The following is a 12,567-nucleotide window of genomic DNA, read 5'->3' on the forward strand; positions in this document are numbered from 1 at the left end:
TATTAGAGGACGGTGATGTTTTCACCCCTCACCTTATTTTCGCGTCGTGGCTAGGGAAGGCACAATGAAACAACAAGAGCGTACAGAAGCTGTTTTGCCTCCTGCCGAGGAAACAATAACCGGACGGCACCACCACTACGGTGAGTTCTATCGCCTCAAACACGTAAATTCACCTGAAGATTCTGCCCACCTGCCCCGCGTCGCCGTTGTCGGTAACTGTCAGGCAGAATCCTTGCGCATCCTTCTTGACTCATCGGGTGCTGTGAGTTCCTACCGCATTCCGCCTGTTCACGAATGGACAGCAGACGATATGCGCTATGTTGGCGCTACTCTTGCTCAAACCGATGTGTTGATTTCTCAACCTATCCGCGATAACTATCGTGACTTACCCAGCGGTACTCAGCAACTAACGCAATTGCTGCCGCAAGACGCCCGAGTGATTAAATTTCCCGTTCTACGCTTTAACGGTTTGAACCCCGCCATCGCGATCGTGCGTTCACCGCAGGACCCCTCACTCAACCCGCCGGTGGTGCCCTATCACGACCTGACTCTTATTGCCGAGGTTGCCGGTATAGAAAAGACTCGACCGGTCGACTACCTTGCCTGCGCACAGCAGAGCATCCGTCAGCTCGCAAGCCGAGAGGACGCCCACGGTTGTGTACGAATCTCTGACGTTCTGGCTCATAACCCGGTCTGGCATATTCTCAACCACCCCGATAACAGCACATTGACGACGCTAGCTCAGCGCGTCCTCAAAGCTATCGACCCGCAGATTTCAGATGCGGCAGTGTCAGCTGTCGGAGCTGACCACGAACTCCTGGGAAATCTACAATCGCCCATCGACCCGCACGCTGCCGCCTTCTTTGAGATCAATGAGCGTCGCGATCAGTGGACTCTCAACGGCGAAGTTATTCCGGAGGATAAAATCCGCACCGAACAACTGGCGTTTTACAAGAAACACCCTGAAATCATCGACGCTGCCCTCACCCGTCACCGCGAACTCCTGAGCTACTTGGGGTACGACGTTCCCGCACTACCGCAAGAAAGCAATAAGTGAAGAATTCTCCTCAGCACATCGTCGTCGGCCCCGCTGAACACGGTGTAGTGACCTACGCACTTCAGCTGTGCGATGCACTGAATGTAGAACCCTTATGCTTTGAGTCCTGGCAAGACCTTGAAAGAGCGTTGCCTTTGACTCTTGAAACGCAGAGCGTTCACATCTGTTTCACCGACCATCTACTAGGCGACACCCCGGCGCGGGCTGTACAACTCATGCATCGCCTGGGTGAACAGTTTTACCTAAGCATCTCTTTTCACGATGTGCCGCAGGTACAAGAGGGTGAAGAGAGGTTTGCCTCTCGCACTCGCGCCTACGTTGAGTTAGGTGAGCGCGCCGATGTTTTGGTGGTTAATTCCGAACATGAAGCAGCTTTTTTCAGACGGCACTGCCGAAAAGCTGTGTACCCGCTAGTTCTTCCCCTACCGCTTGCCGCCGTTGAAACTCAAGGCAACTACCGGGCAAAGCCGCTCACTGAGCAGCCACTAGATATTAGTGTCATGGGTTTTCTCTACCCCGGTAAAGGGCATCAAGAATTACTGGAATCGCTGAACGGTGTTAACGCTAACGTGCGAGCCTTAGGCAAGATCTCAGAAGGCCATGACTGGTTGCTCGAAAAGTTAGAAGCAACAGCGCAAAACGCCGGGGTCGGTTTTGAAGTCACCGGCTACCTCAGCGAACCTGAATTAGAAGAGCAGATGCTGCGCACTCAAATTCCAGTGTGTGCACACCGCCATTTCTCTGCCTCGGGCTCACTGATGAAATGGATCAGCTTAGGACGACGCGTGCTGGTTTCAGACAACACGTATTCGCGTGAGCTAGCGAAAATCTGGGGCGATTTCATCACCCTGGTTCCCAACGATGAGTGGGCACGCGTCATTAAGAACCTACCCGCTGATTTTTCACGACGTTTAGAAGCCCCCACCAACTGGACCTGGGCTCATGTTGCCCAAGGCTACGAACGCGCATGGGCATCAGGGATTTTTCCTGAGCAAGACCCGCACACGCTGGTAGAACGTGAACCGAGAAACTGGCCAAGCGTGAGCGTTGTAGTTCCCTACTTTGAAAACCCTGACGGCCTCACCGCCATTTTCAGAGCACTTGAACACCAGGATTATGCCGGCAAGATCGAATGTATTGTCGCCGATGATGGCTCTGCTGATACCCCGCCGGTGCCGGACAACCTGAGCTTTCCTGTGAAAGTTGTTCGTCAAGACAACCTGGGTTTCAGGGCAGCTGCTGTTCGTAATCTCGGGGCGCAGGCGGCATCGCATGACGTTCTGGCTTTCATCGATGGCGATACCGTTCCGCGACACGACTATCTGCGCCATGCGGTTGCCTTGCTGACGCATCAGCCACACGCGCTCGTCGTTGGCACACGTGTACACGGCGATGGCAAAGAGCCAGCCTGGTTGCAGGACGCCTGGGCACAGACCAATCACCTTGCAAAGGCCGATGATTCCGCCTGGCGATTTATCATCTCTGCTGTACTCACCTGCTCCCGTGATTTCTTTAACCGCGTGGGTGGCTTTGACGAAAGCATGGTCGGTTACGGGGGAGAGGACTGGGAATTTGCCTGGCGCGCATGGAACTGCGGGGCAAGATTCTGGCATAGTGAGCTAGCGGTGGCTGATCACCCCGAGGACGATTGGGGTGAGCGGTTTACCGATGACACCGCAGCTATCGCCCAAAAGAACTGGGAATCGGTGATGCTGGCACAACGTATTACCCACCCTATGGCGCGTCCCTCGCACACGATATTTACCCGCCCAGACATCGAAATTCTTATCCCCGAAGAAGCGAAATTCTGGCAACCGGGTGTGCTCGAAACAGTGATTGAGGGGTGGCTTGCACTACCCGGTGTTCATATCATCGCGCCGTGGGTGGAAAGCGCAGCTACGGTGTTCACAGCAGACCCGCGGGTACATCTCCTCAAAAACGGTGATGCTGGTTTGCCCGGTGGCAACCATGGCACTGCTCGCCTTCGTGTGCATCTTTTGCAAGCTACTACCGTGGAAAACCTCAATGATATTTACCGCGTAGAAAACCACGACGGCAATGCCCTGCTCACAGACAGCACAGGCCGTAAAAAATTCGCCCGGGTAGATAGTGCTCGCTGGCGTAGCCGCCGAGCAAACGCTTCTGTTGCCTGTGTGGGCGCAGGGAGGGAAACCGAGGACGCATCACCTCTTGTGGCGTCCTCGGCGATGGTTCCAGCAGGTGGCAAATGCTCGACTTTCACCGTAGAAGCGCAGTGGACGATCTTTGATGAACCCGTGCGTTTAGAAGGTTTCTTCGCGGGGTGGTAGCCAAAGATTACAGGGTGTTCTCTACCAGTGAGTAGAGGGCACCCTGGGCGCCTTTAAGAGGCGTCTAACAGCAACTGTCGGTGGGAGAGGATCGTTAGCTGGCGATGCTTTTTCGGCAATGAGATCAGCCAAGTATGTGCTAAAACCGTGCACCACGCGTCCTTGTACTCGACCCGAAGTTACCGCGCGAATACGGTCGGTCTTCAGCATCTCAAACCCGGCATCCTCTACAGCTTTCACCAATGAGGAATCTTCAGAGTGTAAGAGGGGCAAGAACCCGCCAACCTGTTGGTAGGCAGATGCACGCACCCCCAAATTTGCGCCGAAAATATGCTTGTGGCCTTCGCAGAAATCGTGACGCTCTCGCCACAGATTGTAGACCTGATCTCCTAGCTCAGATTTGCGTGGTTCTACTGTGCCCACCACGCAGTCAGTGCTGTTGTTTGCGGCAGTTATTTGGTCGGTTAACCAGTTGAGCGGTACAACGGTGTCCGCATCCGTCATGGCAACCCAAGCGTTATGTGCCGGGCACGACGAGAACCGGTGAACGTAGGCAAAAAACTGTTGGATGCCGTAGTCGCGAGTGAGCCCCGGTTTGCGAAAATCCACCTGAAGAAGGTGCAGGTTATCGACGTCGGTGAAATTTTTTAGAACGATGTTCTCGGTGCCATCGGTGCAGTTATCAGCTACGCACCATATTGAAACATTTAGATGCGGATACTTTGTGCGGGCATCTTTGCGCGCTGCAACGATGGCGGTGAGGCACTGTGTGATGTCTTCGGCTTCGTTGTGCGCGGGAATAATGATTCCCACGTGTGTGATGGCTCGGTCCGCTGAGCCTGTGACTGGAAGGGTAATGAAATTTCTCCTCGATTGCACAATGAATAGGTGGATAGAAAGAGCTTTGCCTCGTCAATCTCGGGTTACTGGGGAGACGCGTCATGCTATAAGCACCCTTATGAGATAATAATAAGCGTACTGAAAGCATTCGTGTGGTTAAAAATGTGCAAACTTAAATAATTAGGATCGCTCGTACAAATAAATGCGCGAGAAATGCTCACATCTTTACTTTCCCCTGGTCGTCAGTTAATACAAACAGACATCAACAAGGAGTACTCATGCGTGCTTTAACCTGGCAAGAACCAGGGAAAGTCGAAGTCATCGACGTCCCTAAACCCACCATTCAAGATCCCACGGATGCGATTATTCGCGTCACCTCCACCGCAATCTGCGGTTCAGACTTGCACCTCTACGGCGTGCTTGGCCCCTACCTCGGCAAAGGCGATGTGCTCGGCCACGAGTTCATGGGCATCGTTGAAGAAACCGGATCGCAGGTCACCAACCTTGTTCCCGGCGACCGCGTGGTAGTTCCCTTCAATATTTCTCGCGGTAAATGCTGGATGTGCTCTCGCGGTTTCTTTGCCCAATGTGAGACTACCCAAAATACCAAGTATGACAAGGGTGCCTCTCTCTTCGGTTTCTCCAAAATGTACGGTGAAGTTCCCGGTGGGCAGGCAGAATACGTTCGCGTACCTCACGCAGACTTCGGCCCCGTGAAGGTATCTGAAGGCTTTGCAGATGAACGCGCGCTTTACCTCTCAGATATCCTGCCTACTGCTTGGCAGGGTGTGAAGTGGGCGAATGTTCCCAAGGGTGGTTCTTTAGCTATCATTGGCGCTGGCCCGGCTGACCATCTGCGGCGCATCCTTTGGCGGTCTCACGGCACTGATCTCTGCGCTCGAGGCGGATGCCCGCGGGTGCGCACTTTTTGACGGCATTGTGGTGACCTCGCCTCTACTGGAAGCCTTGCATTTAGACCGCCACCCTAACGGAGCTTTTTGGGGGGAGCGAACTGCCAGCCGATGAAGCCGCGCGCGCTGATCTCTCGCCACTGCATCGTCTGCGAAATTTTATCGGAGACACTCTGCCGCCACTGTGGTTGGCATCTACCGGGCAGGACGCCCGGCTTGCCGATGATGCACCCGAGTTTGCAGAACTCTGGTCGGCATTCGGGCAAGTGCAACATTGGCGCGACGAAGACCTCGGACACGTTGGTGCCCCGTTAAAGCGCATCGACGCGCGTGCCGCATCCCTCTTGCAATTCGCGGCGGCGGGTAGGTAGAGGGCGGTTAGGCCAGGAAAAAGACCACCGCGAGAACCACGATGAGAGCTAGGAGCCCACCTATCACAGCATTCGTAGCTGGAGAGCCTCCTGAACTTTTTGTAATTCCAAGAAAATCTAGAACGCGACGCACAAGGTCGCCCCTTTCTGTGATGTATGTGCCGAGAGGCCACTCTAAGACAGTTTTTCTCTCAAAACCTGTCTTGAATTGACCCCTCGGCATGAAATGGTCAGTGCCTAGTTCTCCAGCGCGCGTCCGCGGAACTCTGGAAGGGTGAAAGCCGCCACCGCTGCAATCATAAAAGCGGCAGCGAACACCGCAAAGAGTGCGCTCGCGCCCCAGCCTGCGAGAATGGGCGGCACGATCAGCGGGGCAATGATCGACGCGATTTTGCCAAAACCGGCGGCTGCTCCGGTGCCGCGTCCACGCAGGTGGGTGGGGTAAAGCTCCGGGCCAATGGCGTACAGCGCGCCCCACGCGCCCAAATTGAAGAATGATAGTAGGCAGCCGGCAATAATCAGCTGAGTTTCCGAGGACGCAAAACCATACAGTCCCGCCGAAAGAGCAGATCCAACCAAAAAGGTTGCGAGGGTAGAGCGGCGTCCCCACTTTTCAATGAGGTAGGCGGACACTGCGTACCCCGGTAGCTGGGCAAGCGTCATTAATAGCGTGAACGTAAATGATTTCACCAGCGTGAACCCCTGCGCGTGAAGAAGCGAGGGAATCCAGATAAACGCGCCGTAGTAGGAGAGATTGATGCAGAACCACATGGTCCACAGCGCAAAAGTACGACGCCGCAACACCGCTGACCAGAGTGAAGACGCATCCTGAACTTCATGCTGGGCAGGTGTAGAGGCTACCTGACGTTCGCGTGGTTTAGAAGGGGCGAACATCGCCGGGGACTGCTCAAAGCTACGGAAAATTTTCTGTGCCTTCTCGTGTTCGCCTCGCGATTCAAGGTAGCGCACAGACTCCGGCGTGCCCCAGCGAATCACCAGTGAATACAGTGCCGGTAAAATACCGATTGCCAGCGCCCATCGCCAGCCGTTATCCGATGCCGTCACCACGAAGGTGCCAATGCACGCGGCCGCAATCCAGCCAACAGCCCAAAAGCCTTCAAGAATAACTACGATGCGTCCGCGAATACGCGCCGGGGCAAACTCTGACATCAAAGTGGACGCCACCGGTAGCTCAGCGCCGAGACCCAGCCCCACCACAAAACGGAAAATCAATAGCATCACGAGCGATGTTGAGAGGGCGGATGCGCCGGTCGCCAGCCCGTAAATGAGCAGGGTGAGCGCAAAGATAGGACGCCTGCCGAACTTGTCGGCGAGTAGCCCGCCAAAGGTTGCCCCCAGTGCCATGCCCATAAAGCCTATTGACCCTAGCCAGGACGCCTGATGTGGGGTGAGCTGCCATTCGGCGATGAGGGCTGCCATGATGAAGGAGATGAGACCGGCATCCATAGAGTCCAGTGCCCAGCCGATGCCGGAGACCGTCAAAAGTTTGCCGTGTTTGCGGGTGAAGGGGAGTTGCTCAAGGCGTTCAGTAGTAGAGGTTTTCATGTTTTCTGTTGTGGTGAGGGAAGCCAATACTGTAAAGGTTGTTAATACCTTAAGCTTTTGACGTGGAAAAACAATGTTTTCAAAAGATATTTCTTTACCTGTGTTGAGTAACTTGATGCTAGAGAATCTTCAGCTTTTGCCTGCGGTGATAGGTTCTTCACTCGTAAAAGGTGAAAGAAAGAAGCCAGAAGGCTTTCTAGGGGTAAAAATGTATATGCTCGCTCGATATTTTCACCCCTAGCTTTTAGTCATCAGAACCAGAAAATGCGGGGTTAGAAGTCCCAGTCCGCCTCGTCCGTTTCTTCGACCTTGCCGATGATGTACGACGAGCCGGAGCCCGAGAAAAAGTCATGGTTCTCATCCGCACCGGGGGCCAGTGCCGCCAGAATCTCCGGTTTCACGCGCGTCTGCTCAGCGTCAAAATAGTTGTCGTAACCCAGGTTCATCAGCGCCTTGTTGGCGTTGTAGCGAACAAAAGTGGCAACATCATCCATGAGCCCAAATGGCTCGTACAGCTCCCCTGAATATTCCAGTTCAAGCTCGTAGAGCTCTTGCAGAAATTCAAGGGTAAAAACGCGCAATTTCTCTTGTTGTTCGGTCGTGAGCGTCTTGAGTTTTTGCTGGAATTTATACCCCGAATAGTAGCCGTGAATTGCTTTGTCGCGCAGAATTAGGCGGATCATATCCGCCGTATTAGTGAGCTGCGCGTGCGCCGAAAAGTGCAGTGGCAAGTAGAAGCCCGCATACAGCAAAAGAGAGGAAAGCAGAGTGGGCGCTATCTTCCGTTTGAACGGGTCATCGCCAAAGTAGTGCACTAGAACTTTCTTGGCGCGCGTTTGCAGTACCTGATTCTCAACAGCCCAGCGGTAGGCGCGATCAATCTCAGCAGTGTAAGAAAGCGTGGAAAACACCGATGAGTACGAACGCGCATGGACCGCCTGCATGAAAGCAATGTTGGTGTAGACGGCTTCTTCGTGCTCGGTTTGAGCGTCCTGAATCTGGCTGATTTCACCGACGCTTGCCTGCCGAGTATCGAGCAGGGTAAGACCGGTGAAGACGCGCATGGTGAGCGTCCGCTCGGTTTCAGAAAGCCTGTTCCAATCTGCAAGGTCGTTATACAGCGGCACTTTTTCGGGTAGCCAAAAGTTGGCGGTGAGGCGGTTCCAGACTTCTAAATCTATGGGGTCTTGCGGTTTGTTCCAATTGATGGGGCGTAGCGGCAGGGCTTGGTTGTGCGCGAACCCCGGCGGGGTAATCGAAATGTCGTGGATGCGGGTGGCCGGCCTGCCCAGTCTTTCCACGAATCTTTTGGTGTTTTCGGATGCGCTGGAGAAGTAGACCAGGTCGGTGCAGCTCTCGGTGGGAAGGTCGATAAACCTAAATGTTTTTTCGCGGCGGTGTTTCTGTGGGTAGTGGCATCAAAAGTATCTCTCGATAGAACTTTTTGAGGTTTTGGTGCGCGCGAGAACAGCTTATCGTTAATTATTCGTCTAGGCGAACAATTTTAATGATATTAAACGAACTTAACGGGTGGGAGAGTTCAATCCCAGAACCTCCTTAAACACCGCGAGGGGTCACCTATCATTCAAAAATCGCCTGATTTTGAACGATAAGGGACCCCTCGCGGGTCAAAGAGGACTTAGCGAACGCCTGCCATCTTGCGGGTAATCCACTTGTTAAGGCTCCACAAGATGGAGCCGACGATGATGGTGCCGATACCTAACCACAGGAAGTAGGGAACTTCAGTTTCTAGCGAGTAGAACTTACCTAGCCAGCCTGCAAGTACAGTACCCAGTGCTACTGAAGTGAAGTACAGTGCCACCATGTTTACGCGGTGACGCGCGGGTGCAAGCTTGGTTGAGAGTGAGGAACCGACCGGTGAGATCGAAAGCTCTGCCAAGGTGCACACGAAGAGGATAAGCACAATCCATCCAACGTTCACGCTCATGTTGCCTGCCTGGGTGAGGAAGATGAGGAATGCGATGCCTACGCCGATGATACCCAGCGAGAATTTTGACACTGAACCGGGCTGGCGTGAGCCTAGGCGGGTCCACATAATAGAGAACAGCGGTGCAAAGATGATGATGAAGATTGGGTTAATGGAGTTCACCAAGTTAGGGGTAAGTTCCATGCCCAAGATATGCCAGTTTAGGCGGGTATCTGAATAAACTGCCATCACGGTAAACTGCTGCTGGTAGAGTGCCCAGAAAACCGCGTTACCAATCCACATGGGGATGAATGAGACCACGCGTGAGTGTTCTTCAGGGGTAATCTGCTTATCACGCAGCATCAAGGTGAAAAGGGCAATCGCCCCAATGAAAATAAATGCCATTACCCAGCTTGCCAAATTGGTAGGGGTGATAAGGCCAGTCAAAACAAGAATGACTACGATGGCAAGAATTGCTACTGCCAACAGTGAGTACTTCTTTTTCTCGCTCGAGGAGAGGGGTGAGGAAAGTTCATGTGCTGACGCGGGAAGGTTTTTGCGAGTCAGGGCGTACTGGGTCAGACCAATTGCCATGCCGATTGCAGCCATCAAGAAGCCAGCGTGGAAACCCCAGTGATTCCAGCCCCAGCCTGTAAGGATCGGGCCAAAGAGTGAGCCGATGTTGACACCCATGTAGAAGATGGTGAAGCCAGCATCGCGACGTTCATCGGTGCGGCTGTAGAGCGATCCGACTAGAGCTGATGCGTTAGTCTTCAGGCCACCTGAACCTAATGCAACAAGAATGAGGCCGACAACAACGCCAGCTACGCCCGGGATGACAGCTAGGCCAATGTGACCGGCCATAATCAATAGCGCTGAATAGAACAAGGTACGTTCAGGACCTAGAATGCGGTCACCCACAAAGCCGCCAACGATAGCTAGCAAGTAGACCATGCCGCCGTATGCACCGATAATGCCGGTTGCGGCTGTTTGATCAATACCTAGACCACTCTCGGTGACAGAGTAGTAGAGGTAGTAAATCATAATGCCCTGCATACCGTAGTACGAGAAGCGTTCCCACATTTCTACTGAGAAGAGGTTTGCGAGCATGCGGGGGTGGCCGAAGAAGGTCTTGCCCTCGCTGTTGTGCTGAGCGTTAGGCGGGGTTGCCTGTGCGCTCTCGGAGACTGATGCCATGAGATTCTCTATATGCCGAAGTAAGCGTCCGTGTGTATGTGTGCGGGCGCATGTTTGTTTGTGTGTGAGTTTACTCCTTAAGCACAAGTATTTATTCACGTGGATATGAATAAAAATTCACTTTAAATGGGGCGCAAACCGCGTTATGACGCGGTTTTATAGGGGTGTCGTGCGGCACATAGAATTCAGGGGGTGTGGGATAAATTACTTTAAATAGGATAAAGCGCGACAATTTTTAACACGGTGAGATGACATGAAGGTAGAGATACATGGTTGGTCGGCGGAGAAACTCCACGCCGCAAGGTGCGGTGAACGTGGCGACTCCTGTGCTCTCTGACGATGACGAATTTCCCAAAGGCTTCTACCTGCGGGTGGTCGACGATGTGCCGTGGCTACGCGGGTACAGGTGCGATGATCTGTACATGCACCCGCTGGAAAGCCAGTTTCTCTTTGTGAAAACACCGGCTTAAACGTCGAAAGTGCAGTTTAACCCGGGTTTTGAGTAAAAAACCGGGTTAAACTGCACTCTCGGCGCGGGCGTCCTAGACGTTAGGCGATGACGCCGTCCACCAGTGCCTTCGCTTCCTTCTGAACCTGCGCTAGGTGGTCAGCGCCCTTGAAGGATTCAGCGTAAATTTTGTAGACATCCTCGGTGCCAGAGGGGCGAGCCGCGAACCAGGCGCTCTCGGTAGTCACCTTTAGACCGCCGATGGACGCGCCGTTACCCGGTGCCTCGGTCAGCTTGGCGGTGATGGTCTCTCCGGCAAGTTCGGACGCGGTGACGTCCGCAGGCGATAGCTTGCTCAGCTTTGCCTTCTGCTCGCGGGTGGCGGCAGCGTCCACACGGGCGTAGGCGGGCTCACCGAAGGAGCGGGTGAGCTCAGCGTATCGTTGCGAGGGGGTCTTGCCGGTAACAGCGGTCATCTCTGATGCCAGCAGAGCCAGGATGATGCCGTCCTTGTCGGTGGCCCATACCTTGCCGTCGCGCATCAAGAAGGACGCGCCAGCGGACTCTTCGCCGCCAAAACCGATGGTGCCCTTGCTCAAGCCGTCCACAAAGTACTTGAAGCCCACGGGAACCTCAACCAGCGCGCGACCCAAAGAGTCAGCCACACGGTCGATAATCGACGATGACACCAGGGTCTTGCCCACGCCAGCGTCCTGCGCCCAGCCGGTGCGGTTGCGGTAGAGATAATCGATAGCGGTTGCCAGGTAGTGGTTGGGGTTCATCAGACCGTGATCGGGGGTGACAATACCGTGGCGGTCTGAGTCGGCATCGTTACCGGTGGCGATATCGTACTTGTCGCGGTTAGCAATCAAGGACGCCATCGCGTTGGGTGAGGAGCAGTCCATGCGGATTTTCTCATCCCAGTCCAAAGTCATGAACGCCCACTGCGGGTCAACCTGCGGGTTCACAACGTCCATGTTGAGCTTGTACTGCTCGGCAATGCGTTGCCAGTAAGCCACGGACGCGCTACCCATGGGGTCCGCGCCAATCTTCAGGCCGGAGGACGCGATAGCCTCCATATCGATGACGTCACCGAGTTCGTCAACATAGGAACCCAGGTAGTCGTAGGTACCGGTGGTCTCAGCGGCCTGAGCTTTCTCAAGCGACAGACGCACGACGTCCTTGTTGCCACCTTCCAGCAACTCGTTAGCGCGATTAGCAATCCAACCGGTCGCATCAGAGTCAGCCGGGCCGCCGTGAGGAGGGTTGTACTTGAAGCCACCGTCAGCAGGCGGGTTGTGGCTAGGGGTAATCACGATGCCGTCAGCCTGCGCGGTGTTCGCGGGGTTGGCGTTGTGCACAATAATCGCGCGAGATAGCGCGGGAGTGGGCACAAAACCGTCAGCTGCATCCAGCAGAACGGTGACGCCATTAGCCGCCAAAACCTCCAGCGCGGTATCCTGTGCGGGGCCAGAAAGAGCGTGGGTGTCTTTACCCATGAAGAGCGGACCAGTAATCCCCTGACCCTTACGGTACTCAGCAATCGCCTGCGAAATAGCGGCAATGTGAGCGTCATTAAAGGAGCTCTTGAACGAGCTACCGCGGTGACCGGAGGTACCAAACGCTACACGCTGTGCAGGGTCTGACATCTCGGGAGCGAGGTCGTAATAAGCGCTGATCAGCGCATCAATATCAACAAGATCTTCTGGGGTGGCAACAGTGCCGGCACGATTAGACATACTTTAAGACTAGCCCGACAACCCTGATACGTGGGTGAGCATTGCCTGTATTAAGCCTAATTGTGGACGCGGGTGGGCGGGGTAGTGACGCGGAGCCAAGACGCCCCTCGCGCCAGAGGTCAGCCAGGTAAAAGCAGGACGCCCCTCGCGCCAGCAGTCCCTCTTGTGGTCTCGCGCGGGGCGCTCGCCCACGATTCACGCC

Annotated in this window: 9 protein-coding genes and 1 pseudogene; 5 read left to right on the plus strand and 5 right to left on the minus strand. The window is 54.5% G+C overall.

Annotated elements, in window-relative coordinates; genetic code table 11:
• Window positions 1–64: 64 nt before the first annotated feature.
• On the plus strand, window positions 65–1,057 hold the full coding sequence (locus IDM49_RS01220; protein ID WP_228008136.1) for a WcbI family polysaccharide biosynthesis putative acetyltransferase: 993 nt from the start codon (window positions 65–67) through the stop codon (window positions 1,055–1,057).
• Complete coding sequence (locus IDM49_RS01225) at window positions 1,054–3,366, plus strand: glycosyltransferase (RefSeq protein WP_190724741.1); 2,313 nt, start codon at window positions 1,054–1,056, stop codon at window positions 3,364–3,366. Before IDM49_RS01220 ends, IDM49_RS01225 begins: the two co-directional genes overlap by 4 nt.
• A gap of 21 nt (window positions 3,367–3,387) precedes the next feature.
• On the opposite strand, the gene IDM49_RS01230 is transcribed toward IDM49_RS01225, so the two are convergent.
• Window positions 3,388–4,179 carry a glycosyltransferase gene (locus IDM49_RS01230; RefSeq protein WP_190724742.1) on the minus strand — a complete coding sequence of 264 codons (792 nt, stop codon included), beginning with the start codon at window positions 4,177–4,179 and terminating at the stop codon, window positions 3,388–3,390.
• 305 nt (window positions 4,180–4,484) lie between these two features.
• Between IDM49_RS01230 and IDM49_RS01235 the strand changes: the two are divergent.
• Window positions 4,485–5,063 (plus strand): annotated as a pseudogene (locus tag IDM49_RS01235) (alcohol dehydrogenase catalytic domain-containing protein); the annotation flags it as partial.
• 242 nt (window positions 5,064–5,305) lie between these two features.
• The gene (locus IDM49_RS01240) at window positions 5,306–5,488 is read left to right on the plus strand and encodes a hypothetical protein (protein WP_190724744.1); all 183 of its coding nucleotides are present in this window, start codon (window positions 5,306–5,308) and stop codon (window positions 5,486–5,488) included.
• Window positions 5,489–5,725: 237 nt separating this feature from the next.
• Here IDM49_RS01240 and IDM49_RS01245 read toward each other — a convergent pair whose 3' ends face one another.
• The 3 genes from IDM49_RS01245 to IDM49_RS01255 all read right to left on the minus strand — a co-directional run bounded on the left by IDM49_RS01245 (window position 5,726) and on the right by IDM49_RS01255 (window position 10,178).
• Complete coding sequence (locus IDM49_RS01245; RefSeq protein WP_190724745.1) at window positions 5,726–7,054, minus strand: MFS transporter; 1,329 nt, start codon at window positions 7,052–7,054, stop codon at window positions 5,726–5,728.
• 272 nt (window positions 7,055–7,326) lie between these two features.
• Entirely contained in the window at window positions 7,327–8,310 is a 984-nt protein-coding gene (gene nrdF / locus IDM49_RS01250) for a class 1b ribonucleoside-diphosphate reductase subunit beta (RefSeq protein ID WP_228008211.1), read from the minus strand.
• 383 nt (window positions 8,311–8,693) lie between these two features.
• A complete protein-coding gene (locus IDM49_RS01255) occupies window positions 8,694–10,178 on the minus strand; it encodes a peptide MFS transporter (protein ID WP_190724746.1) in 1,485 nt (494 codons plus the stop codon).
• 314 nt (window positions 10,179–10,492) lie between these two features.
• Here IDM49_RS01255 and IDM49_RS01260 point away from each other — a divergent pair, with 314 nt between their 5' ends.
• Window positions 10,493–10,648: a hypothetical protein gene (locus IDM49_RS01260; RefSeq protein ID WP_168614358.1), complete on the plus strand. Its 156-nt coding sequence runs from the start codon at window positions 10,493–10,495 to the stop codon at window positions 10,646–10,648.
• 79 nt (window positions 10,649–10,727) lie between these two features.
• Here IDM49_RS01260 and pgm read toward each other — a convergent pair whose 3' ends face one another.
• Window positions 10,728–12,365, minus strand: a complete 1,638-nt coding sequence (gene pgm / locus IDM49_RS01265) for a phosphoglucomutase (alpha-D-glucose-1,6-bisphosphate-dependent) (protein WP_190724747.1) — start codon at window positions 12,363–12,365, stop codon at window positions 10,728–10,730.
• Between the last annotated feature and the right edge of the window lie 202 nt (window positions 12,366–12,567).

This window comes from Rothia terrae (assembly GCF_014705925.2).
Lineage (GTDB): Bacteria > Actinomycetota > Actinomycetes > Actinomycetales > Micrococcaceae > Rothia > Rothia terrae.

Bases quoted from the DNA above. Each gene is read 5' to 3' on its own strand.
- IDM49_RS01220 (WP_228008136.1), top strand. From the start codon at position 65: ATGAAACAACAAGAGCGTACAGAAGCTGTTTTGCCTCCTGCCGAGGAA.
- IDM49_RS01245 (WP_190724745.1), bottom strand. From the start codon at position 7,054: ATGAAAACCTCTACTACTGAACGCCTTGAGCAACTCCCCTTCACCCGC.
- IDM49_RS01255 (WP_190724746.1), bottom strand. From the start codon at position 10,178: ATGGCATCAGTCTCCGAGAGCGCACAGGCAACCCCGCCTAACGCTCAG.
- pgm (WP_190724747.1), bottom strand. From the start codon at position 12,365: ATGTCTAATCGTGCCGGCACTGTTGCCACCCCAGAAGATCTTGTTGAT.